Origin of the sequence: Acinetobacter schindleri, assembly GCF_010918895.1 — a bacterium.
Classification (GTDB): domain Bacteria; phylum Pseudomonadota; class Gammaproteobacteria; order Pseudomonadales; family Moraxellaceae; genus Acinetobacter; species Acinetobacter schindleri.
Map to the genome: position 1 here is coordinate 1,556,822 of NZ_CP044483.1, position 23,338 is coordinate 1,580,159.

The window sequence follows — 23,338 nt, forward strand, 5'->3', positions numbered from 1 at the left end:
ACATCACATCATTCTAAAAACAGGCTCATGATTCATCTGGTCTTTAGCAAAAGGCAGATGAATCAACCAGCCGCATAAATCAGGGCACTTATGATGAATCCAACACATGATCTGTCTACACCTATGCCCAAGATGAATACAGGTTCAGGCAAGGATATTCCGCGACTGGAGCTGGTCAATATCTGCAAAAGCTATAATTCACTCAAGGCAAATGACCAGATTCATTTGACTGTATATCCTGGACAGATTCACGCCATCTTGGGTGAAAATGGTGCTGGGAAAAGCACCCTGATGAAAATTATTTATGGTGCAGTCAAAGCCAATCAGGGACAAATTCTGTGGAATGGTAAGGAAGTCCGAATAGACAGTCCTTCAATGGCAAGAAAACTCGGGATCGGCATGGTCTATCAGCATTTTTCCCTGTTTGAGACCCTGACTGTTGCTGAAAATATTTTATTGGGACTGGATGAAAAAGTAGATTTACCGAACCTGAGCAAGAAAATTATTGCCGTTTCTGAACAGTATGGTTTACCTGTCGATCCGCGAAGGGAAGTTCATTCCTTATCGGTAGGTGAGCGGCAGCGTGTAGAAATTATTCGTTGCCTGTTACAACATCCAGCGCTGATTATCCTGGATGAGCCGACTTCAGTTTTGACACCCCAAGCGGTACGGCAGTTATTTAAAACTCTGCGCATGCTGGCATCTCAGGGAGTTTCTATTTTATATATCAGTCATAAACTGCATGAAATTAAAGAACTCTGTGATGAAGCCACGATTTTGCGTAATGGACAAGTCACCGGAAACGTCGATCCACGAGAAAAATCGACCAGTGATTTGGCCCGCCTGATGATTGGCCGTGATTTACCCACTTATATACGCGCAGAATATCAGGGCATACCAGAAACCTGTTTTCAGGTTGAAAATCTTGGCTATCAGTCTGATGATCCTTTTGGTGTGTCCTTACAAAATATCAATCTTAGCGTTCAGGCAGGTGAAATTGTCGGTATTGCCGGTATTTCCGGAAATGGACAGGCCGAACTGCTGTCTTTATTGTCCGGGGAAGCGCTGACCAAAACCGGCAGGCTTTATCTGGAACAACAGGAGATTACTGCATTAACTGCTGGCCAGCGGCGTAATGTGGGACTTGGGTTTGTACCGGAAGAACGTTTAGGTCGTGGTGCCGTCCCCAATATGACATTGGCTCAAAATGTGCTATTGACCGCCTATCGTCAGAAATTCACCCGTTGGGGCTTAATTAAATTCTCAGATATCCAGACTTTTGCTGAAAAAATTATCAAAAAATTTGGGGTTAAGGCCAGTGGTGCGAACGCAGAAGCCCGTTCTTTATCGGGTGGGAATTTGCAAAAATTTATTGTCGGCCGTGAAATTCTGCAGAATCCAAAATTCCTGATCGTGGCTCAGCCCACATGGGGCGTAGATGTAGGTGCTTCCATGTTTATCCGCCAGACGCTGATCGATCTGTCACGTCAAGGGGTCGGTATTTTGGTGATTTCCGAAGAACTGGAAGAACTGTTTGAGATGAGCGATCGCATCTGTGTACTCGCCAATGGCGAGCTGTCGAATCCAGTTCCAACCCAGCAAACCAATGCAGAAAGTATTGGCTTACTCATGTCTGGCATTCAACGCCATGAAGCGACCTCGAACACGGCAGAGGAGCAACACGCTCATGCTTAAGACTTTATTAGAACAACAAATGATTTTGGGAGGATGAGCACATGCATTTACTCGAACCACGTGAACATCCGTCACAACTGATGAAATGGCTGTCACCAGTTATTGCCCTGGCAGCCATGCTGGTCGTTGGCAGTATTTTATTTTTAATGCTGGGGATTAGTCCTGCACAGGCCATGTATGTGTTTTTTGTTGAACCGCTGATGACCTCCTATGGCTGGAGCGAGTTGGCCGTTAAAGCAGGTCCTCTAATTCTGATTGCCCTGGGTTTAGCTGTTGGGTTTCGTGCCAAACTGTTCAATATCGGTGCCGAAGGTCAGCTGATCATGGGTGCCATTTTTGGCGGTGGTATCGCACTACTGTTCCATGAACAGGCAGGTTGGTGGATTTTACCTCTTATGATTTTTATGGGTGCAATTGGCGGTGCCTTATGGGGCGCAATTCCTGCATTACTAAAAACCCATTTTAATGCCGAAGAAACCCTGACCACCTTGATGATGAACTATGTCGCACTGTTTGTATTGCTCTATCTGGTTAATGGTCCTTGGCGTGATTCAGAGGGCATGAATTTTCCGCAAACTGTCATGTTTAGTGAAAGTGCCATTTTACCGATGATTCTGGAAGGAACACGGGTTAATGCTTCAATCTTTATCATCGCTGTGGCTGTGCTTTTGTTCTGGCTCTTTATGCGTAAAAGCATGACTGCTTTTAAATTGGAAGTCAGCGGACAGGCTCCTCTAGCTGCTAAATATGCTGGTTTCTCATCTTCCAAAGCGATCTGGCTGAGTCTGGTGATTTCCGGAATGATGGCGGGGATTGCCGGGATATGTGAAGTAGCAGGCCCAATCGGTCAGCTGAATCCGAGCCTGTCACCGGGTTATGGCTATGCCGCAATTATTGTCGCTTATCTGGGTCGTCTGAATCCGATTGGTATCGTACTTTCCGGATCGTTAATGGCATTGATTTATCTCGGTGGGGAAATGGCACAAATGCAATTACAGCTTCCGGTCGCAATTACCGGGATATTCCAAGGCTTGCTGCTGTTTTTCCTGTTGGGATCGGATGCCTTGATTGAAAACCGTTACCGCTTTGCCAAAAAACGTGTAGTGCCTACAGCTGAACCTGCTTCGGCAAATGCTTAACAAGATCGGAGGAAAAACAATATGGCTATAGAAATGACCGCAATTCTAGCCGGCACAATCGCCGCAGCAACGCCTCTAATCTTTGCCGGTTTAGGTGAGTTGGTGTCACAGCGCACTGGGGTAATTAATTTAGGCGTAGAAGGCATGATGCTGGTCGGTGCCATTGCCGGTTTTGCCTTTGCTGCCCAATATGAAGCCAGTGTATTTAGTGCCTTACTGATCGGTGGGCTGGCAGGTATGCTGATGGCATTGATTTTTGCTTTCTTCACCTTATCACTTAGTACTAATCAGTCGGCCTGTGGTTTAGCTTTAACTATTTTTGGGCTGGGTATTTCTGCATTTTTAGGTCAGAACTATGTCAGCATGGCTTTACCGGGTTTAAGTAGCTGGAATATACCTGTACTGGCAGATATTCCCTTCATTGGTCCAATCCTGTTTCAGCAAAACTATGTGGTCTATCTGTCCATACTGGCATTTTTTGCTGTGTGGTTTGTATTGGCAAAAACCCATCTGGGCTTGCTGTTAAAAGCAGTAGGAGAGTCACCTGAAAGTGCACATGCCATGGGTTACCACGTACTGGCTATTCGCTACGGCGCCGTCCTGTTTGGCGGCTTGATGGCAGGTATTGGGGGAGCATTCTTATCTACTGTATATACCCCAATGTGGATTGAAAATATGGTCGCAGGTCGGGGCTGGATTGCAATTGCTCTGGTGGTCTTTGCTGTCTGGAAACCATCCCGACTGATGCTGGGTGCTTATCTGTTCGGTGGTGTGACCATCCTGCAGTTTCATGCGCAGGCATTGGGGATCAAAGTACCCAATGAGTTTTTAGCAGCTCTGCCTTATCTGGCGACGATTGTAGTACTAGTCGTAATTTCCCGAGACAAGAAACTTTTGAAGATGAATCTGCCAGCGTCATTAGGCAAAACGTTTGTGCCTTAAACCTATCAATTAAAAAGATGATATAGAACAAAATGAAAATATTAGCAGCAGCCTATGTGCTGACCATGAATAGTCAAAATGAATGCATCAAAAATGGGGCGATATTGATTGAGGGAGACCGAATCAAGGCCATAGGAACCAAGACCGAACTTATCCAAAAATATCCCAATGTCATCGTGCGTGATTATCCTGAAGCCCTATTAATGCCAGGCTTAATCAATACTCACTGTCATTCCGGACTATTAAGAGGCACTGCTGAAGGACTGCCAGTATGGGATTGGCTGGAACAGTTTATTGATCCCATGCATCGTGTGCTTCAACCTGAAGATGCCAAGGCTGCCTCGTACTTGTGTTATGCAGAAGCGTTATTATCCGGTACCACGACCATTGTCGATATGTGGCGCTACATGGATGGTAGTGCAGAAGCAGCACAACAGCTCGGTATCCGTGCAATCTTGGTACCTTATGTCGCCGAGCACCCTGACCATGACTATTTTGAAACCTTAAAAACGAATGAAGCCCTAATTAATCGTTGGCATCAGCAAAGTCATGGCCAAATTCAGGTCTGGGTGGGCTTAGAACATCTGTTTTATGCTGAACCTCATGCACTCAAACGTATTCAAAGCTTATGCCAGGATTATCAGACCGGTTTTCACACCCATAGCAATGAAAGCCAGTTTGATGTCCAGGAAAACTTGCGCCGTCATGGTGTACGTCCAATCCAGACACTGGAACAGCTGGGTCTTTTAGATTTTCCACATACCTTACTTGCACATTGTGTGTGGGCAGATTCTAATGAAATTCGAATTTTGAAAGAACACAATGTTGGAGTTGCCCATAATCCAGTTTCAAACATGAAACTGGCCTCAGGTGCTGCGCCTGTACTGGATATGCTCAAACAGGGGATTGCTGTCGGTTTAGGCACAGATGGAGAAAAAGAAAATAACAATCTGGATATGTTTGAGGAAATGAAGACGGCTTCTTTATTGGCCAAGTTTTCTTCTTTGGATGCAGCAGCCCTAGATGCATGGTCTGTTTGCCAGATGGCCACCTGCTTAGGTGCAAAGGCATTGGGCATGCAGGATCAGATTGGTAGCCTGCAAGTGGGGAAACTAGCTGACATTATTGCTGTAGATATCGCTACCCCACGTATGACGCCGTTGGTGGATGAAGGCCGATTATTTAATTTATATACTAATCTTGTACATGCTGTTCAGGGACAGGATGTCATCATGACCATGGTTGGCGGTAAAATTGTCACTGAAGGTGGGCAATTGCTGAATGCAGATCTACAAAGCTTAATCGATGAAGTCAATCGGGTTACACCTTTACTCTTTAAACGACGTGATGCATGGATGGCACACAGAGGTAAAGCTATCAATGAATTAAATCGAAATTCAGCTGAGGAAACTGAATAAATACTAGCTTAGCAATGAGCTATATTGCAGACTGTATAAACCAGTAACCCAAATTTAAACCTGTATACCTATCCTAATCGCATCGTCCTATTTTAGTGATTTCAAAGATTCCACATATCATGATGACGCTAAGCAGAAATATTCGAGGAGCAGATTATGCTGCCATTTATGTGGTCGGAGATCTACATGGTTGTTATCGCCTTCTGATGCAAGAATTGGAAAAAATCCGGTTTAATTTTGAGCAAGATTTGTTGATATGTACCGGCGATCTGGTGGATCGAGGCAGTGAAAATCTGGAATGTATTTCTTTATTAGATCAACCCTGGTTCTCCAGCGTCCGAGGCAATCACGAGGAAATGTGCATCAAAGGGCGTGATGATGTATGGATTCAGGATATGCATGCACGAAATGGTGGTGAATGGTTCTATCTGTTATCCACCGAAAAACAGGATGAACTCAGCGAAATCTTATCTAAGCTTCCATTGGTCATTGAAATTCAACTTGAAGATAAAAAGATTGGCATTTTGCATGCGGATATTGATATCCATGACTGGAATCAGTTTAAGACAAACATTGCCAAAGGCGAACGAAAAATTCCGGGTTTAACTTCAGCTTATACTAATGCGTTATGGGGAAGAGGCCGTATCCGGCATCATTCCAAGCGCTATGGAACCGTTAAAAACATTGATGAGATCTATTTAGGGCATACCATTGTGAAAAGACATACCCAGATTGATAACTGTCACTATATCGATGTCGGTTCCTCTTATACCCAGAAGCTGTGTATTGTCAAAATTAAATGAGGATAAGGGTGGTGGTATAAAAGATCTCCTTACGAAGAAATAAAAAGCCATCAATATGATGGCTTGATTAAACGATTAATTAATAGGTTTTATAAGGTAAAAACTTGCCAGACAATACGACATTTACCCGGTCACCGTTTGGATTTTCCTCACGCTGAATATCCATGCTGAAGTCGATTGCGCTCATAATACCATCACCGAATTCTTCATGGATCAGCTCTTTAATAGTCGAACCATATACATTTACAACTTCATACCAGCGGTAAATTAAAGGATCAGTAGGAACACTGGTTGGCAAAGAGCCTTTATAAGGTACAATTTGCAGCCATGCCACCGCCTCATCACTAAGGTCAAAAATCTGACCAATTTTCTCTGCCTGCTGTTTATTAAATGCCATTTGTCCTAGGCAGGCAGCCGTTACCCATTCTTTAGAAAGACCAATTTCTTTGGCGACATTTGCCCATTTAATTGACTTTAAAACTTTCGCTGAAATGATCATGTCAGTTACTTGTTGACGATGGGTAATCATAAAAATCTCCAGATTATTTTTGAAATACATTTATATGAATTTTCATTAATGCAGTTCTCATGCCAACTAGAGAACGAAACTAGTTTTAAATAGAGCGTAAAAAATTGAATGATTTTTAAATAATTTATGGCACATCTTTTGCTTCATTTATAACAAGCATGGCAATGGCGCCATAACAAAATTACCTGTTCTGATATTTAAGGCAATGACGCCTAAGGTTTTAAAGACCTTAGGCGTCTTTTTGTTTAAAAACAGGTCCAGATATTAAAAATGAGGACGATGACATGGCATATCTTGCTCCTGCAGAGTTTGCAAAAAAAGTGGTAGATGCGGGTGAATCCAAATTACATATGGCAACCCGTGATGTATTGATTCGTGCCTTTATGGCAGGTGCGATTTTGGCACTGGCAGCGGTATTTGCCATTACCATAGCCGTGCAAACAGGATCAGCACTGATTGGTGCGCTCCTGTTTCCAGTTGGTTTTTGTATGTTGTATTTATTAGGCTATGACCTTTTAACTGGGGTATTTGTACTTACGCCGTTGGCATGGCTAGATAAACGCCCAGGGGTGACATGGGGACGTATTCTAAAAAACTGGGGCTTGGTGTTTGTAGGGAACTTTACAGGTTGTTTGGTTGTTGCGGTGCTTATGGCAGCGGTTTATACCATGGGTTTTGCAGCGGATCCAAACCCTGTCGGCGTGAAAATTGCGCATATTGGCGAGGAGCGGACATTAGGTTACGCCGAATACGGATTCGCCGGCTGGATGACTATTTTTATCCGTGGCATGCTGTGTAACTGGATGGTGTCATTAGGTGTCATTGGCGCGATGATGTCTACTACCGTGAGTGGCAAATTCATTGCCATGTGGATGCCAATTATGCTGTTCTTTGCCATGGGCTTTGAGCATTCTGTAGTGAACATGTTCCTGTTTCCATTTGCCATGATGATGGGCGGTGACTTCTCGATTGCTGACTACTTCCTATGGAATGAATTGCCGGTTGCTTTGGGTAATCTGGTGGGTGGTTTGGCATTAACAGGTCTGGCACTTTATACCACCCATGTCCGTACTGGTGTTAAAAAAGAATTTTAATATTCACCATTTTATAAAGGGATCATATAGATCCCTTTTTGAGCTTTCAGCATGAAAAAAACATTAAAAGTTAGTATTGGGCAATATTCTACTGCCGGAATTAAACAACAGAACCAGGATTTCCATGGAGTATATCTGCCCGAAGGACATGTGCTGAAACAGAAAGGGATTGCCTGTGTTATAGCGGATGGAATCGGTAGCAGTAATGTCAGTCATCTTGCAGCAGAAACCGCCGTTGGCAGTTTTTTATCTGACTATTATTCTACTTCAGATGCCTGGAGTACACAGACTTCAGCAGAACGGGTGATCCGCGCGACCAATTCATGGCTTTATGCACAGACTCAACAAAGTCAAGGACGTTTTGATAAAGACCGAGGTTATGTCTGTACCTTATCTGCACTGATTTTAAAACAGCAACAAGCCCATATTTTTCATGTTGGTGATAGTCGTATTTACCGCATTCGCGATCATGAAATTGAATTACTGACCCATGATCATCGTGTCTGGTTGTCATCCAGAGAGCATTATCTCAGCCGAGCCTTAGGTGCAGATTATCGTATTGAAATTGATTATCGAAATATTGAGCTCAAAGAAAAAGATATTTTTTTACTGATGACCGATGGGGTTTATGAATTTGTCACAGATCAACAATTATTAGATTTAATTTTAATAGATGCAGATTTAAATCAACTTGCCAAAGCATTCGTTGAAAAAGCTTTAGAACAGGGCAGTGATGATAACTTAAGTCTACAGGTGATCCGTGTAGAACAGTTGCCTGAACTGAATCAGTTTCATATTCAGCAGGATTATGTATTTCCACAACAGCTCAGTAAAGGTGAAGTTTTTGAAGGCTATGTGATTGATAAAATTTTGCACCAAAATCATCGCAGTTGCCTATATTTGGCACACGATACTCAGCAGCAGCCTTTGGTCATAAAAACTTTGGGAGTAGATTTACAGCAAGATAAGCATGCCGTAGAGCAGTTTCAACTCGAAGATTGGGTATCAAAACGTCTGAAGCATGACAACCTGATGCAGTGTTATCCACATAACACTGAGAAAAAATATTTATTCCAATGTTATGAATATTTGCAGGGTGAAACCTTAGCTCAATGGCTGCATCGCCAGGAAAAGCCTTTAAAGCTCGATGATATTTTACCAATTTTGCAACAAACGGCCTTGGCTTTAAATGCAATGCATCGGCTGGAGATGCTGCATCAGGATATACGGCCAAAAAACATCATGGTTTTAAATGCAGAAAATGCCATGAAAATTAAACTGATTGATTATGGTTCAACAGCAGTAAGAGGTCTGGTCGAAATTAATCCTAAACATGCGAATCGAGCACTCGGAACCTTGGCATTTATGGCACCGGAGTATTTTACTGATCATTCACCATCTGTACGTTCAGACCAATTTTCTTTGGCGGTCATGGCCTATTATTTACTCACCAAACAATTACCTTATGGGACAGATTTAGCTCGCTGTAACAGTGTAAAGCAGCTTAAAAAAGTTCAATATCATTCCATCAGGAAATATCGGCCTGATTTACCTATATGGTTAGATAAAATTTTAGGCCAAGCGCTGAGTATTGAACCGACACATCGTTTTGAGGCCTTGTCTGAACTCATTCATAATCTAACGCATCCTTCCAAAGAATTATTAAACTCTAAACCACCAGCGATCATTGAACGTGATCCTTTACGTTTTTGGCAAATGAGTTGTGCCGTATTAGGGCTATTATTTTTACTGAGTATTGCATGGCCATTTATTTGAAAAGACAGGATCAAACTATGCTTAAAATTAGCGGTATATAGATAAGTTTTTATTCAAACTAGACCATGAGATTGAATGTCAAAAGCGCAGCAATCAATCAACAACCAGATAAAACAAGAACCCTATAGTTGTCATTTGAACAGACTTCTAAGATAAGCAGATAACAACAAAAAAGCAGGGAACCAAAATGTCTGCTCAAATTTTATCGTCTATCCTGAGTACTGCCATAATATTGGCATTCGCTGGATGTACATCGTCATCTAAGTCTCCGATTACAGACAGTTATGGTCCTCAACCTGAGCTGCCTGAACCTAAATCCAGTTTGTTCCCTGTCGTTAATATCGCACCAGCCAAAGGCTGGCCAGTAAATACTATGCCTACACCGGCTGCGGGTTTAAAAGTGCAGGCATTTGCCAAAGGTCTTCAGCATCCACGTTGGCTCTATGTTCTGCCGAATGGAGATGTATTGGTGGCGGAAACCGATGCGCCGCCCAAGCCTGAAGATAGTCAGGGGATTAAGGGTAAAATCATGAAAGTGGTCATGAAAAGGGCAGGATCTTCTCATCCAAGTCCTAACCGTATTAGTCTACTTCGTGATAATAACCATGACGGCGTTGCTGATCAGAAAACAGTATTTTTGCAGAATTTAAACTCGCCATTTGGCATGACCCTAGTTGGAAATACACTATATGTAGCGAATACAGATGCTTTAGTAGGTTTTCCTTATCAGCCAGGTATCACTCAAATCAAAGAAAGTGGTCGCAAAGTATTGGCTTTACCGGCAGGTCCCTTAAACCATCATTGGACCAAAAACGTGATTGCCAATCCTGAAGGAACCAAACTCTACATTACAGTTGGCTCCAACAGTAATGTAGCTGAAAATGGCCTAGACCAAGAAAAAGGACGAGCTCTGATCATGGAATTTGATATGGCCAGTTCTAAGGCACGGCCATTTGCAACTGGCTTACGTAATCCTAATGGTATGGATTGGCAGCCTCAAAGTGGAGCATTATGGACTGTAGTCAATGAGCGGGATGAAATCGGGAATGATTTGGTACCTGACTATATGACCTCAGTGAAAGACGGCGCTTTTTATGGCTGGCCTTATAGTTATTATGGTCAACATATAGATACACGGGTAAAACCACAAAATCCCGGACTGGTAGCACGGGCGATTAAACCGGATTATGCATTGGGCAACCACACGGCATCATTAAGTTTGAGTTTTTATAAAGCTGAGTTAATGCCTCAATATCGCGGTGGTGCACTAATTGGTCAGCATGGTTCTTGGAACAGAAAACCACATAGTGGCTATAAAGTAATTTTTGTACCATTTAGTAATGGTCAGCCTTCCGGTACCCCACAAGATGTCCTGACAGGCTTTTTAAGCAAAAATGGAGAGGCATTAGGAAGGCCAGTGGGTGTAACAGTAGATTTATCAGGCGCAATATTGGTTGCTGATGATGTAGGAGATACGATTTGGCGTGTGTCACCAGATGAACAAGTCCGTTAATCAGCAAGAAAAGGGATAGAGATATTGATGTTTATATTCAAAAACTTAAATACCAGTATGCTATAGTTTTACTTGGGAAAATATTCAGAAAAATAAAAGCCTTATAGTCTCTCCCAAAACTATAAGGCTTAGCGGCTGTAGTCTCTTCTTTTATTACTTACTATCCCGGTAAGTTCGCTGTCTTGGCGACTTTATTATCGTTATAATGCGATTATTATCAGCTTTCCTTGCTGACTCTTTATGTGAAATATAATGTCAAAAATTTTGACGATAGAAAATAGGGTAATTACTCTAATTTGTGTAAGCAATTTCCTACAAAAAAATAACACTTTTATACAAAATAAAACATTATATGAAAATTCTTGTAAATATATTCATTTCCAATGCACCTGAATCAGATTATCTCGATGATTTTTATTAGAAAATAATTAATACGGTATATACCCTTTAGGTATCATTGCTTGAGCAAATGACTATAATTAACCTCTTCTAAGAAGCCAATTTAACAAATTAATAGCAATCTATATTCTCCATCATTTTCAACAGGAGCTCTATGCACACAGGGTAAAACTTGCTGTGCTGGATGATCAACAGCGAGTCGCCAGAGATTTCCCGTGCCTAAATTGACAGGCTTTACATCAGCTTTAGCCCGATAATGCAGATCGAAGAAATATTCTTCCAGAAACGTCTCAAACTCAGTTTCTGATCCGTCATGTAACTGCTTGAGTTGTTCCCTGATTTCAGGAATCAAGATTTTTTGCTCAACCTGGTCATTGGGCAAAATCTCACTTGCAGCACCGTGATAGGTGCATAAAAATGTATCCGTTTCGATAGGGGAGCGATCCACATGGTAGGAATAGACATCGGTCGAAATAAAATCAAACTCATCATCCCGTTCATAGCATTTCAGCAAATTCAGGCAAGGGGAAGCGCCGTAGTCAGTCAATAGCTGCATATCTTTTAATATGATTTCTCTAGCCACATGACCCTGTTCAGAAAGCTGAAGCGCCAAAAGATCTTCAACAGAAACTTCAATCATATTTTCTTTTAAATCTAGTTTAGCGACGATTTCTTTAAAATCACCAGACAAATTTCTAGACCAGCAGATGGCATTCGCCTCGCCCAGAAAATCCGAATATACGAGTTCAGAAAAAGTTGAAACCACTCGAACTTGAGGATTGCCAGAAAAGGTATTGGTCATTTCAAAATGAAGTCGCTATTTATAAATCGTGCTCAATAATACACTTTGATGTTTAGAAATGAATAATGATCAGCAACATAAACTAGGATCTTAATTTTTCTATTAAAGTATAGATCATTATTTATACACTCTACTCATCAAGATGAATTTAACTCATCTTTTACTGAATTTATATCGTTTTACTCATGTTTGGATTCACGCTTAAATACAGCCATACAGAAATTTGCTTTTTTATAAAAATTTAGGGTGGCATATCTCCATGAGTACAGCATTCCAATGTTCAATTAAACGTATTCGTTTTGATGAGAACTACGAACCAGCAAACAATACACGTCTAACCACCAATTTTGCCAATCTGGCACGTGGTGAAAGCCGTCAGGAGAATCTTCGTCGTACACTTGCGATGATTAATAACCGTTTTAACAGCTTGGCAACGGCAGATAACCCTAAAGGTGATCGTTATTCACTGGAGATCGATATCATCTCTGCTGAAATTGATATTGAGGGCAATGGTCAAACCTTTCCATTTATTGAAACCTTGAAAAGTACCATTATCGACCATCATAGCAATGAACGCATTGAAGGCATGATCGGGAATAGCTTCTCATCTTATGTACGTGATTATGACTTCAGTGTGGTATTGCCATCACTTGGCTATAAGGCCAATGAAAAACCTAAAGACTTTGGTGACCTGCACGGCAAGCTGTACCAGCATCTTGTGAATTCAGCAGTCTTTAAAGCTGAATTTAATAAACAGCCTGTGATTTGTCTGAGTGTTTCAACCACGAAAACCTACTACCGCAGTGCCAATGTGCATCCTGTTCTAGGCGTGGAATACACCAATGAAGAGCATTCCCGTACCGATGAATATTTTAAAAAAATGGGCTTAAGTGTTCGCTACTTTAAACCTGAAAATGGCAATGCACCCTTGGCATTCTATTTTGCAGGTGACTTGCTGTACGATTACACCGATTTTGAACTGATCAGTGCGATCAGCACCATGGAAAGTTTCCAGAAAATCTATCGTCCTGAAATTTACAACACCAATTCACCCGCAGGTGTGGTGTATCAGCCTAGCTTGAGCTATGGCGACTATTCATTGACCCGTATTGTCTATGACCGTGTTGAACGTGGGGAACTGGCAGTCAAACAAGGTAAATGGACAGAGGAAAACTTCATTAAGCCATATAAAGACATTCTGGATGAATGGGCTGCCAATTTTAAAGTAGCAACGGCTCAGCAAGACAACGCTGCCTGATAGATCACATATATAAACGAATTTAGAGAAAGAAGATTAGACATGGCACTTTTACAACCTGAAAAGTTACTCCCGACCTCTACAGCAGGCAGCTTGCCAAAACCGTCCTGGCTGGCAGAACCTGAAAAGCTCTGGTCAGCTTGGAAACTTGAAGGTGAAGAACTACTAGAAGCGAAACGTGATGCCTTAAAACTGTCTTTGCATGAACAAGTCCATGCTGGCATTGATATTGTCAGTGATGGTGAACAAACCCGTCAGCACTTTGTGACCACGTTTATCGAGCATCTAGAAGGGGTGGATTTTGAAAAACGTGAAACCATGCGTATCCGTAACCGTTATGATGCAAGTGTACCTTCAGTAGTCGGTGAAGTTTCCCGTAAAAAAGCAGTGTTTGTGGATGATGCAAAATTTTTGCGTAGCCAAACCACGCAGCCAATCAAATGGGCACTGCCTGGCCCAATGACCATGATTGATACGCTGTACGATGGTCACTACAAGAGCCGTGAAAAACTGGCATGGGAATTTGCCAAAATTCTGAATCAGGAAGCACTTGAGTTAGAGGCAGCAGGGGTTGATATCATTCAGTTTGATGAGCCAGCATTCAATGTATTTTTCGATGAAGTGAATGACTGGGGCGTAGCAACTTTAGAACGTGCGCTTGAAGGTCTGCAATGTGAAACTGCGGTACACATTTGTTATGGTTATGGCATTAAAGCCAATACCGATTGGAAAAAGACCCTCGGTAATGAATGGCGTCAGTACGAAGCAGCCTTCCCTAAACTGCAACAATCTAAAATTGATATCGTGTCACTCGAGTGTCAAAACTCGCGTGTACCGATGGATCTGATTGAGCTGATTCGGGGTAAAAAAGTCATGGTCGGTGCGATTGATGTTGCAACCAATCAAATCGAAACGCCTGAAGAAGTTGCCAATACACTGCGTAAAGCCTTGCAATTTGTGGATGCAGACAAATTGTATCCATCAACCAACTGCGGGATGACACCTTTATCTCGTCAAGTGGCTCGGGGCAAACTCGAAGCACTAAGTGCTGGGGCTTCGATTGTTCGTCAAGAGCTGGGCGCTTAGCAGGAAATGGTCTTCACCAGAGGAGGGTAAATGATCCATAAATTATTTGCCTGACTTTGAGTAAAGGCAGGTTACATATACATTTGAGACAAAAGAGATGATTGAAGCAACTGACTTTAGAAATGCAATGTCCTTATTAACCACGGCTGTAAATGTGATTACGACCGAAGGTGTAGCAGGAACACATGGCTTTACCGCATCTGCCGTTTGTAGTGTGACGGATACACCGCCGACATTACTGGTTTGTATGAATCAATCTTCTCGCTCGCATGCACATTTTATGAGAAATAACGTGCTGGCAGTAAATGTACTCAGCACGCAGCATGAATACATCTCCAATGCATTTGCATCTAGTAAATTCAGCTCAGAAGAGCGATTTAAGATAGGCGAGTGGACAACTCTTAAGACAGGTGCTCCAATTTTAGAAGATGCTTTGGTGAGCTTTGATTGCCAGATTGAAGAAATTCAAAAAGTGGGTACACACAGTATTTTCTTATGTCGAGTCATCGCGATTAGACGCAGTCAGCAAGAGGAAAGTCTGGTGTACTTCAACCGCGCATATCATCAGGTTGGTCAACTAGAAACTGCGTAAATGTTCATTACTTTAATATTGAATTCTTTTAAAGTGTGTAGTCGAGACCAGAATCCTAAGCCTGGTTCATAAAAATTAGGCTAATCAAAGTTTAGTAATTTGATTTTTAGCTTCAATTTCTTCGGAAAATTTCAAAATTAACTTTGATGAACATCAATATTGGAATTACATATTTAACTGACGTCTACCTAAAGTCTGCTGCACACTTTTTTAGTTTTTTAGCTAAAAGGGTTCAAGATTCAGTTTCCTTAAGAATAGGGAATTAATTTTTTTAGTTTCTTTTACTACTAGATTTTAAAATATCTATTTTATCGTAATCTTGAATCAGTATGCCTTTATCTACTAAAAGCTCTTTTATACTGTTGTTTTAATAAAATACTTTATACTGCTAGATGAAAGCATCTCATGACATGCAGGACAGCCCATGCGTTTCCTCCAATCTATAAGAACAGCGCTTCAGTCCCGACTTTATTTCTTTATTATCTTTCCATCTATCCTGATTTGGTATTTTATTTTCTATTCAGCAACTCATTTAAGCTGGTCTACCTGCATTTTGATGAGCTGGAACATTACCATTTATGCTTACTTACTTTTTACTATCAAAAAGCTCTGGCACATAGACCATCACCATATCCTACAACGTGCCATACAACAGGATGCCAGCAAATGGGTCATTCTGGTGCTTGTCATCATCACTTTAGTGATGTGTTTTATTGCCATAATTATTGAAATTCATCATTTACCTAAAGATGCTGCCATCAGAACCGGCCATTTAGGGCTATCCATCCTGACTATTATTTCGGCCTGGTTCCTGATGCACACCATTTTTGCAATTCATTATGCCCATGACTTTTATTTAGCCCTAGAAAAGCATAAACATGGCGGACTGGCTTTTCCTAGTACGCCAAATCCAACCTATCCCGATTTTCTGTATTTTAGCTATATTATTGGCACTTCAGCGCAAACGGCCGATGTATCAATTACTCGCCAACCCATGAGAATACTCAATACTTTACATTTGCTTCTGGCGTATGGATTCAATACCACGATTTTGGCCATCGCTATTAATGTAACAGCAACCTTTATCAGTACTTGAAAACACAGCATTTAATAATAAATAAACTGTAGTGATAGGACTGTGACTTGTAAATTTCTCAGATGTTAAAATGAGTGCAATTGGAAAAATGCAATCCATGCAATAAAAATTGGTAAATCAGAGCGCTCACCCATTCATGAGCTGTTCTGAACAAGAGTTTATTAAATAAAGAGTTGTTTCTTCAAGCGAAATAAATATACGATCATGATGTTGAGAACAAAAAAGAGACTATACCGTGCGTCATTCTTATCATCTTGAAAAACATTATTTTGAACGGGCGGGCTGGTTGCGCGCAGCTGTACTCGGGGCAAATGACGGAATTATTTCTGTCACCAGTCTGGTGGTGGGAATGGCAGCCAGTGGCGCGTCTACACATACCTTGTTGGTGACTTGTGTAGCCGGATTAATTTCCGGAGCTGCGTCAATGGCTGCTGGAGAATACATCTCGGTCAAATCCCAGCAGGATATTGAAAAGAATGATCTGAATATGGAGGCACGTGAGCTTAAACGTCATCCAGAACATGAACTGAAAGAACTGGAAAATATTTATATCCAGCGTGGCTTAACCCCTGAGGTGGCCCAGCAAGTTGCCTTGCAGCTCACCGCACACAATGCTTTAGATGCACATGCCCGCGATGAAATTGGTATATCAGAAAACACTTCGGCTCAACCTTTTCGGGCTGCATTTTCGTCCGCTATCGCTTTTACTATAGGCTCACTATTTCCTCTACTTTCTATTTTGCTCTTGCCTGAACAGTACCTGGATAAAGGCGTGATGCTGATCGGTGTGCTTAGCCTCGGGATTATGGGCGCACTGGCAAGTTATACAGGAGGGGTGAGCATCTGGAAAGGTTCGGCCCGAGTCATGCTTTGGGGGGTGATTGCCATGCTATTTAGCTCCTGGATCGGCTCATTATTTAATGTGGCTGTAGCTTAAATGTACTCAGGATGTGCTTTTCAAATTCGCTCTAGTCAGGGAATCACATCCTTTTTAAAACAATAAGTCTAAACAAGGGTGAAACAGTAGCATTGAAAATTTTATGAAGTTCGCAAAGAAAGGATTTTAAGTCATTTTTAAGCTTCAGATTTTAGGCTAAAGCATCTTAAAGTCTTTGAACTAAAAAAATGCTTAAGCTGCCTTCTTTTCCCGGTCTACGCCAGATCAAATCCATCAGCCTTGCACGCTTCAACCTGTTACTCGCCATTTGGCTAGGGCTGGTCTTAAACTTTGCTTTCTGTCAGAAAATCCATCAACTGACGCCCTATACCAATCTCAAGGCAGGCGCATTGTTGGCGGCTACAGTCCTGGTGGTTATCGGCTTGTACAATCTGGTCTTGCAATGGCTGAACTGGAAATGGAATGTCAAGATACTGGCCAGTGTGCTGATTATTCTGGGTGGTTTTAGTGCTTATTTTGTCAATAGTCTGGGGGTGGTAATTACACCGGACCAGATCCAGAATATGCTGCAGACCGATGCCCGTGAAGTCCGTGATCTCTGGTCAGTACGACTGTTGATCTGGACGCTGGTCTTTGTGGTTTTGCCGCTGTGTATCGTCTGGATGCTGAACATTCAGCCTGCATCTTTTGGGCGTCAATTGTGGCATAAAAGCCTGAGCAGTCTGCTTTCGGCCGTATTGATCCTAGGACTGTTATTCTGTTTTTATGTCGATTATGCAGCCATCTTCCGCGAGCATCGTGATCTGAAGGGCATGATTTCTCCGCAAAACAGCATTGTATCCACCGTATCCTATTATAAAAAGAAAGTACCTAAAGCCAATTTGCCTTTGATTCCTTATGGTGAAGATGCCCATCTGCTACAGCAGGCTCAAATACAGAAGCAACCTAAATTGATGGTGCTGGTGGTCGGGGAGACTGCACGTGCCGAGAGTTTTGCTTTAAATGGCTATGCACGTAATACCAATCCTGAACTGGGCGAGTTAGCGGTGATTAATTTTAGTCAGGTCAGTTCCTGTGGTACAGCAACCGCCGTTTCAGTCCCGTGCATGTTTTCGGGCATGTCCCGTCAGCATTATGACGAACAGTTAGCTAGCCACCGTGAAGGTTTACTGGATATCGCTCAGCGTGCCGGTTATCAGGTGACCTGGATCGACAATAATTCTGGCTGTAAAGGGGCCTGTGACCGGGTGCAGCAATATCAGATTCCTGCCCAACTGAAACAGAAGTGGTGTGATGCTGCTGGTGAATGTTTTGATGAAATTCTGGTGGATAGCCTGAAAGATTATCTGGCACATCTGGACAAAAATAATTTGAAACCGCAGTTAATCGTGTTACATCAGATGGGCAGTCACGGGCCGGCGTATTTCAAGCGTTCCAAAGCGCCGTATCAGCCGTTCCAGCCGACCTGTAACAGCAATGCCATTCAGGGCTGTAGCGCTGAAGAATTAAAGAACAGCTATGATAATTCGATTGTCTATACAGATCATGTGCTCGCTCAAATTGTCGAGACTCTAAAACAGCAAAGCCAGTATCAGACTGGTTTTTGGTATCTGTCTGATCACGGAGAATCGACCGGAGAGCATGGTTTATATCTGCATGGTGCACCTTATAGTATGGCGCCGACCCAGCAAACCCATGTTCCGATGCTGATGTGGTTCTCAGAGCTCTGGACGCAGCAGAATGCCCAGCAGGTGAGCTGTCTCAAAGCACAGACCAAACAGGCGCGCAGTCAGGATCATCTTTTCCCCAGCTTATTAAGTCTGCTGGATGTAAAAACGCAAGTGGCTGAAGTTAAAAATGATATGCTTGCACAATGCTCATCATCATTAAAGAACAGAGCTTGAAATGCATAAAATACTGATTATCGAAGACGACTTTATGATTGCCGAGTCGACTGAAACCTTGCTCAAGCTGCATCAATTTGATGTGCATTGGGTCAACAATGGTCTGGATGGTTTAAAGCAGTTACAACAGCAGGCTTATAATATTGTCCTGCTGGATCTGGGCCTGCCGATGATGGATGGTATGCAGGTGCTTAAACATATCCGGCAGAAGTTTCCCAATTTACCGGTGCTGATTATCTCTGCCCGGGATCAGTTACAGAACCGAGTCGATGGACTGAATCAGGGGGCAGATGATTACTTGATTAAACCCTATGAGTTTGATGAACTGCTGGCCCGTATTCATGCTTTGATCCGACGCAGTAGTCCCCCAAATACCGGGGCAGAGAGCCATAAAAAGTTATCACACAGTGGTCTGGAATTGGATCTGGAGCAGCATATCGCATGCTTTAACAGTCAGCCGATCGAGTTGTCTAATCGGGAATGGTCGATTCTCACCGCATTACTCACTCATCCCAGCAAAATTTTTTCTAAAAATGATCTAGAAGACAAGCTTTATGACTTCGATAGTGATGTCAGCAGTAATACCGTTGAAGTGTATGTGCATCATCTGCGGGCGAAATTAGGCAAAGACTTCATCCGTACCATACGTGGTCTAGGATATCGCTTAGGATAGAGCCTTATGCAGAAACGTTATTCTTTGCAAAAACGCCTGATTATCTACATTTCGTTATTTAGTCTGGTACTGGGCTGTATCCTGATTTTCGCTGCCTACCGGATTGCCCTCGAAGAAATAAATGAAGTGCTGGATAAACAGATGCAAAGTCTGGCCGAGCGCATTGCGGAAAATCATCCACGACCGCTACAAAGCCAAATCGATCTGGAAAAACAGTACAGTGAAGAAGATTTGTTTGTAGATATTTGGTCCTATGCAAATACAGCTACTCCCTTGCATCCACAGGATGTGCTGGTTGCACCGGTCAAGAAAGCAGGTTTTTACAAGCATCAAACGCCGTATGGCACCTGGCTCACCTATATCATTCCAAGTGACCAGTTGCAGATTCAGGTGAGTCAGCAGCAAAATGTCCGGCAGGAGCTGGCGCTGGAACTGGCTGGCAATATGTTTCTGCCTTATGTACTTTTCTTGCCTTTTGCCGTGTTCGGTTTAGGCTGGATGATCCGGAAAAATTTTCAGCCGCTGCATGACTTTAAAACGGAACTGGCCAGCCGTAAGGCACAAGAATTAAAACCAATTGAAATGAAAGATTATCCTATGGAGCTGGAACCGACCATTCAGGAAATGAATCATCTGTTTGGTCGAATTTCCCTGGCTCAACAGGAACAACGTCAATTTGTCGCGGATTCTGCCCATGAATTACGCACGCCACTGACCGCACTCAACTTGCAGCTGCAAATTTTATTGCAGCAGTTTCCGCAGAGCGACTCGCTCCATAATCTGAGTCAGGGCGTTTTGCGCATGCAGCATCTGGTCAACCAGTTATTGAGTCTGGCCAAACAGGATGCCTCCGACAGCTTAACCGAGTCGGCACAAATGCTTTCGCTCAATCAGATGACCGTGGCCTGCATTGAGCAGCTGATTCAGCTGGCCTTACAGAAAGAGATTGATCTGGGCGTAGAACAGCAACAGGAATTGCGAATTCAAGGACAAGCTTCGACCTTGCACTCGATTATTTATAATTTAATTGATAACGCGATTAAATACACTCCGAAAGGCGGCGTGATTAATGTATCGATTTTTCAGCAAGGCCAGCAGGCAGTTTTACAGATTGAAGATAGTGGAGCCGGGATTGATCCTACACAATTCACCCAGATCCGGCAGCGTTTCTACCGGATTCATAACCATGCCGAAATTGGCAGCGGTTTAGGTTTGTCAATTGTAGATAAAGCCACCGAGCGCTTGGGCGGAACGCTGGAATTTTCGCAAAGTAACAGTCTGGGTGGCCTGTGTGTACAGGTCAAATTTCCTGTGATCGAAGCCTAAGTGGATAGGCTTTGGTTTTTAGGCATTAAGGCTGTCTGATGTTCATGTGCATGGGAGTGGCTTTGTCCAGCGGCAGTTTGTGGCTAAATAGCGCATAGCCAATGACATTCATGCACCAAGTCATCCAGCCGGTCCACAGGTTATGACTCAGGAAATGTGCGCCGCGCATCATTTGTGCCCAGCCCATGACGAAGCCTAAAATCAGTGCCGCGATCAGGAAAAAATAAGCCCGCTTGCGGTTAGCAATCCGATAGACAAAATAGCCAGCCATCAAGGCAAAACCGCTGGATGCATGTCCTCCGGGAAAACAGTGTCCGGCAGTGGCACTCAAATCCCACAAAATACCATCATGGGTAGGAATAATCATATCCCAGGGACAGGCATGCGCCGACTGGGATTTTAAAATACCAATTGAGGCCGTGGTCAGCACCACCATGCTAAAGAAATAGCCAAATTCCCAGCGCCGTTGATGCCAGTTCTGCCATTTCAGTGAAACTAGCCAGCCGGCTAACAATGTTATGTACACCAGAATCAGCAGATTTTTGACATAGTGGTGATTGAGTTCTGCCAGTGCCCAGTGTTGCCGCAGGGGAAATTGTCCCTGATCATCAATGAACGGATAGATCAGCTGTAAATCAACCCTCCCAGCTACATCAAAAAAATTCCAGAGCATCAAAAAACTGAAAATCAGCAGCAATGTTTGTGTTAGTAAAAACCGGGAATGCTCGAATATCATTTTAAATCTTCCATTTTTCTTGCTGTAGCAGGCGCGTGGTCAAATCAAATGGCCCGCTAAAATAAGACCCCAGGTCACGGTAATTAAACTGAGTGCTACAAACTGGGCGGCGCTGCCCATATCCTTGGCATTTTTAGACAGTTCATGCTGCTCCATGGAAATACGGTCTACCACCGCCTCAATCGCCGAGTTAAGCAATTCAACGATTAGCGCCAGCAGACACACAGCCACCATCAGCGCTTGCTCAACCCGGCTCACCGGCATGACAAAGCTCAGAGGAATCAAAATCAGGTTGATGAGCAGGATTTGCCGGAAGGCCTCTTCATTTTGAAAAGCTGTTTTAAAGCCGGCCACGGAATAACGGGTCGCATTCAGAATACGCTGTATTCCCGAGGTGCCTTTATAGGGTGAACGGTAGGAAGACATAGCTGTCATGAGTCAATAAAAGGAAACTCTAACTTAAGATTGCAGGCTTAAAACTCTCTTAAAAAAAATGGTCTCTATGTGTTTTTTTAATAAAAATGATATTTAAATTTATGTGCAGAATTAAGAATTTTTTAAGTTTGGGCGTTTATCTTAAGTACTAAGTTATTTTTCGTGATGTGATCCACATGACCTGCGGCAGATTCGATCTTGAATCATTCTGTTAAGAACAAGAGAAAGTATTTATGCCTAATTTAACTGCAACAATTATGGATGCTACTTCTGGTATTGGTCAGGCTATTGCAAAGGTTCTGGGCCAAAACGGGGTCAATCTGGTTCTTATTGGGCAGAATCAACAGATTCTGCAAAGAGTACATGACAATATAGCCCAATGTTATCCACAGCTAGAACTGGATTTAATTCATTGCAACTTTGCCGATCAGCAAAGCAGGGAAGAGCTGGTAAAAGCTCTTGCTACGCTGAATAAACCCATTCACTACTACATTAACAACATCAGTATCAGTGATTTCAAGCTATTTATACAGCAGCCGCAAGAAATCATGGAACAAATGATGCTGATTAATGCAGTTTATCCAATGCAGCTGATACAAAAGATCCTGCCATTGATATCTATCAGTCCGCCTGGCCAAGTCATTAATGTAGGTTCAACCTTTGGCAGTATTGGCTATCCTGGATATGCGAGTTATTGTGCCAGCCAATTTGCCCTGCGTGGTGCAACCGAAGCACTAGCCCGTGAATACAGCAAAAGTTCAATCAGATTCAGATACTTTTCATTACGGGTTACCGAAACCAATATTCATCATTCAAATGCAATAGAAATGAATATCAGACTGGGAAAAAATATTGACAGTCCCGAATTTGTTGCTGAAGAACTGTATCAGTTTTTACATCGAGATTGTCAGTCGTATCAGGTCGGCTATCCTGAAAAAATTTCGATAGCTGTTAACCAGATTTTACCAGACTTAATATCAGCATCGATTAATAGAGAGTTACCAACGATTTGTGAATGTGCTGAAAAAGTTGCTAGTTTCTAACTGTGATTCACAGACTGAAGAAGCAGAATATTAATATAGTTCCCTTAGAGTGGCAGGTATCAATCCCTCCTTGGATACCTGCTTTTTTTTAGAAAAATACTCAAAACTAAAGCTGCAAATTACAAGTCTTCCAAGTAGAAGATAGCTGAAGCTATGATTAGTTGTATTGGATTTCACTTAT

Annotated in this window: 21 protein-coding genes; 17 read left to right on the plus strand and 4 right to left on the minus strand. The window is 42.5% G+C overall.

What is annotated here, in order from left to right:
• Window positions 1-90 precede the first annotated feature (90 nt).
• From FSC11_RS07545 to FSC11_RS07565, 5 genes are all read left to right on the plus strand, one after another.
• Window positions 91-1,695, plus strand: a complete 1,605-nt coding sequence (locus FSC11_RS07545; protein ID WP_420867670.1) for an ABC transporter ATP-binding protein — start codon at window positions 91-93, stop codon at window positions 1,693-1,695.
• Between the two features lie 41 nt (window positions 1,696-1,736).
• Window positions 1,737-2,834 carry an ABC transporter permease gene (locus tag FSC11_RS07550; protein ID WP_163166069.1) on the plus strand — a complete coding sequence of 366 codons (1,098 nt, stop codon included), beginning with the start codon at window positions 1,737-1,739 and terminating at the stop codon, window positions 2,832-2,834.
• A 21-nt stretch (window positions 2,835-2,855) separates the two neighbouring features.
• On the plus strand, window positions 2,856-3,776 hold the full coding sequence (locus FSC11_RS07555) for an ABC transporter permease (RefSeq protein ID WP_163166071.1): 921 nt from the start codon (window positions 2,856-2,858) through the stop codon (window positions 3,774-3,776).
• A gap of 32 nt (window positions 3,777-3,808) precedes the next feature.
• Window positions 3,809-5,194, plus strand: a complete 1,386-nt coding sequence (locus tag FSC11_RS07560; protein WP_163166073.1) for an amidohydrolase family protein — start codon at window positions 3,809-3,811, stop codon at window positions 5,192-5,194.
• A gap of 119 nt (window positions 5,195-5,313) precedes the next feature.
• Window positions 5,314-5,997, plus strand: coding sequence for a metallophosphoesterase (locus FSC11_RS07565; protein WP_163166074.1), 684 nt, complete (start codon window positions 5,314-5,316; stop codon window positions 5,995-5,997).
• 79 nt (window positions 5,998-6,076) lie between these two features.
• Here the strand turns inward: FSC11_RS07565 and cynS are convergent, their stop codons facing one another.
• Window positions 6,077-6,526 carry a cyanase gene (cynS, locus tag FSC11_RS07570; RefSeq protein ID WP_163166076.1) on the minus strand — a complete coding sequence of 150 codons (450 nt, stop codon included), beginning with the start codon at window positions 6,524-6,526 and terminating at the stop codon, window positions 6,077-6,079.
• A gap of 284 nt (window positions 6,527-6,810) precedes the next feature.
• Between cynS and FSC11_RS07575 the strand changes: the two genes are divergently transcribed.
• The 3 genes from FSC11_RS07575 (at window position 6,811) to FSC11_RS07585 (ending at window position 10,909) form a co-directional block, all read left to right on the plus strand.
• Window positions 6,811-7,620, plus strand: coding sequence for a formate/nitrite transporter family protein (locus FSC11_RS07575; RefSeq protein ID WP_000323725.1), 810 nt, complete (start codon window positions 6,811-6,813; stop codon window positions 7,618-7,620).
• 51 nt (window positions 7,621-7,671) lie between these two features.
• Entirely contained in the window at window positions 7,672-9,396 is a 1,725-nt protein-coding gene (locus FSC11_RS07580) for a bifunctional protein-serine/threonine kinase/phosphatase (protein WP_163166078.1), read from the plus strand.
• A gap of 187 nt (window positions 9,397-9,583) precedes the next feature.
• A complete protein-coding gene (locus FSC11_RS07585) occupies window positions 9,584-10,909 on the plus strand; it encodes a PQQ-dependent sugar dehydrogenase (RefSeq protein ID WP_163166080.1) in 1,326 nt (441 codons plus the stop codon).
• A gap of 502 nt (window positions 10,910-11,411) precedes the next feature.
• On the opposite strand, the gene FSC11_RS07590 is transcribed toward FSC11_RS07585, so the two are convergent.
• The gene (locus tag FSC11_RS07590; protein ID WP_163166082.1) at window positions 11,412-12,110 is read right to left on the minus strand and encodes a DUF1826 domain-containing protein; all 699 of its coding nucleotides are present in this window, start codon (window positions 12,108-12,110) and stop codon (window positions 11,412-11,414) included.
• A 259-nt stretch (window positions 12,111-12,369) separates the two neighbouring features.
• On the opposite strand from FSC11_RS07590, the gene FSC11_RS07595 reads away from it, so the two are divergent.
• The 8 genes from FSC11_RS07595 (at window position 12,370) to FSC11_RS07630 (ending at window position 20,943) form a co-directional block, all read left to right on the plus strand.
• Window positions 12,370-13,368, plus strand: a complete 999-nt coding sequence (locus FSC11_RS07595; RefSeq protein ID WP_163166084.1) for a putative oxygenase MesX — start codon at window positions 12,370-12,372, stop codon at window positions 13,366-13,368.
• A gap of 42 nt (window positions 13,369-13,410) precedes the next feature.
• On the plus strand, window positions 13,411-14,454 hold the full coding sequence (locus FSC11_RS07600) for a methionine synthase (RefSeq protein WP_163166086.1): 1,044 nt from the start codon (window positions 13,411-13,413) through the stop codon (window positions 14,452-14,454).
• Window positions 14,455-14,551: 97 nt separating this feature from the next.
• On the plus strand, window positions 14,552-15,046 hold the full coding sequence (locus tag FSC11_RS07605) for a flavin reductase (RefSeq protein ID WP_163166088.1): 495 nt from the start codon (window positions 14,552-14,554) through the stop codon (window positions 15,044-15,046).
• 424 nt (window positions 15,047-15,470) lie between these two features.
• A complete protein-coding gene (locus tag FSC11_RS07610; RefSeq protein WP_004894751.1) occupies window positions 15,471-16,142 on the plus strand; it encodes a DUF1345 domain-containing protein in 672 nt (223 codons plus the stop codon).
• A gap of 235 nt (window positions 16,143-16,377) precedes the next feature.
• Entirely contained in the window at window positions 16,378-17,079 is a 702-nt protein-coding gene (locus tag FSC11_RS07615; protein ID WP_004809323.1) for a VIT1/CCC1 transporter family protein, read from the plus strand.
• A gap of 188 nt (window positions 17,080-17,267) precedes the next feature.
• Window positions 17,268-18,944, plus strand: coding sequence for a phosphoethanolamine transferase (locus tag FSC11_RS07620; protein WP_163166090.1), 1,677 nt, complete (start codon window positions 17,268-17,270; stop codon window positions 18,942-18,944).
• Window position 18,945: 1 nt separating this feature from the next.
• Window positions 18,946-19,617: a response regulator transcription factor gene (locus FSC11_RS07625; protein ID WP_103800130.1), complete on the plus strand. Its 672-nt coding sequence runs from the start codon at window positions 18,946-18,948 to the stop codon at window positions 19,615-19,617.
• Between the two features lie 6 nt (window positions 19,618-19,623).
• Window positions 19,624-20,943: an ATP-binding protein gene (locus FSC11_RS07630; protein WP_163166092.1), complete on the plus strand. Its 1,320-nt coding sequence runs from the start codon at window positions 19,624-19,626 to the stop codon at window positions 20,941-20,943.
• 25 nt (window positions 20,944-20,968) lie between these two features.
• Here FSC11_RS07630 and FSC11_RS07635 read toward each other — a convergent pair whose 3' ends face one another.
• Window positions 20,969-21,679, minus strand: a complete 711-nt coding sequence (locus FSC11_RS07635; RefSeq protein WP_163166094.1) for a phosphatase PAP2 family protein — start codon at window positions 21,677-21,679, stop codon at window positions 20,969-20,971.
• A gap of 39 nt (window positions 21,680-21,718) precedes the next feature.
• Window positions 21,719-22,105 carry a diacylglycerol kinase gene (locus FSC11_RS07640; RefSeq protein WP_163166095.1) on the minus strand — a complete coding sequence of 129 codons (387 nt, stop codon included), beginning with the start codon at window positions 22,103-22,105 and terminating at the stop codon, window positions 21,719-21,721.
• 242 nt (window positions 22,106-22,347) lie between these two features.
• Between FSC11_RS07640 and FSC11_RS07645 the strand changes: the two genes are divergently transcribed.
• The gene (locus FSC11_RS07645; RefSeq protein ID WP_163166097.1) at window positions 22,348-23,157 is read left to right on the plus strand and encodes an SDR family NAD(P)-dependent oxidoreductase; all 810 of its coding nucleotides are present in this window, start codon (window positions 22,348-22,350) and stop codon (window positions 23,155-23,157) included.
• The last annotated feature ends 181 nt before the right edge of the window (window positions 23,158-23,338 follow it).

Coding starts and splice junctions, on each gene's coding strand:
- FSC11_RS07545 (WP_420867670.1), top strand. CDS start 91: ATGATGAATCCAACACATGATCTGTCTACACCTATGCCCAAGATGAAT.
- FSC11_RS07550 (WP_163166069.1), top strand. CDS start 1,737: ATGCATTTACTCGAACCACGTGAACATCCGTCACAACTGATGAAATGG.
- FSC11_RS07555 (WP_163166071.1), top strand. CDS start 2,856: ATGGCTATAGAAATGACCGCAATTCTAGCCGGCACAATCGCCGCAGCA.
- FSC11_RS07560 (WP_163166073.1), top strand. CDS start 3,809: ATGAAAATATTAGCAGCAGCCTATGTGCTGACCATGAATAGTCAAAAT.
- FSC11_RS07565 (WP_163166074.1), top strand. CDS start 5,314: ATGATGACGCTAAGCAGAAATATTCGAGGAGCAGATTATGCTGCCATT.
- cynS (WP_163166076.1), bottom strand. CDS start 6,526: ATGATTACCCATCGTCAACAAGTAACTGACATGATCATTTCAGCGAAA.
- FSC11_RS07575 (WP_000323725.1), top strand. CDS start 6,811: ATGGCATATCTTGCTCCTGCAGAGTTTGCAAAAAAAGTGGTAGATGCG.
- FSC11_RS07580 (WP_163166078.1), top strand. CDS start 7,672: ATGAAAAAAACATTAAAAGTTAGTATTGGGCAATATTCTACTGCCGGA.
- FSC11_RS07585 (WP_163166080.1), top strand. CDS start 9,584: ATGTCTGCTCAAATTTTATCGTCTATCCTGAGTACTGCCATAATATTG.
- FSC11_RS07590 (WP_163166082.1), bottom strand. CDS start 12,110: ATGACCAATACCTTTTCTGGCAATCCTCAAGTTCGAGTGGTTTCAACT.
- FSC11_RS07595 (WP_163166084.1), top strand. CDS start 12,370: ATGAGTACAGCATTCCAATGTTCAATTAAACGTATTCGTTTTGATGAG.
- FSC11_RS07600 (WP_163166086.1), top strand. CDS start 13,411: ATGGCACTTTTACAACCTGAAAAGTTACTCCCGACCTCTACAGCAGGC.
- FSC11_RS07605 (WP_163166088.1), top strand. CDS start 14,552: ATGATTGAAGCAACTGACTTTAGAAATGCAATGTCCTTATTAACCACG.
- FSC11_RS07610 (WP_004894751.1), top strand. CDS start 15,471: ATGCGTTTCCTCCAATCTATAAGAACAGCGCTTCAGTCCCGACTTTAT.
- FSC11_RS07620 (WP_163166090.1), top strand. CDS start 17,268: ATGCTTAAGCTGCCTTCTTTTCCCGGTCTACGCCAGATCAAATCCATC.
- FSC11_RS07625 (WP_103800130.1), top strand. CDS start 18,946: ATGCATAAAATACTGATTATCGAAGACGACTTTATGATTGCCGAGTCG.
- FSC11_RS07630 (WP_163166092.1), top strand. CDS start 19,624: ATGCAGAAACGTTATTCTTTGCAAAAACGCCTGATTATCTACATTTCG.
- FSC11_RS07635 (WP_163166094.1), bottom strand. CDS start 21,679: ATGATATTCGAGCATTCCCGGTTTTTACTAACACAAACATTGCTGCTG.
- FSC11_RS07640 (WP_163166095.1), bottom strand. CDS start 22,105: ATGTCTTCCTACCGTTCACCCTATAAAGGCACCTCGGGAATACAGCGT.
- FSC11_RS07645 (WP_163166097.1), top strand. CDS start 22,348: ATGCCTAATTTAACTGCAACAATTATGGATGCTACTTCTGGTATTGGT.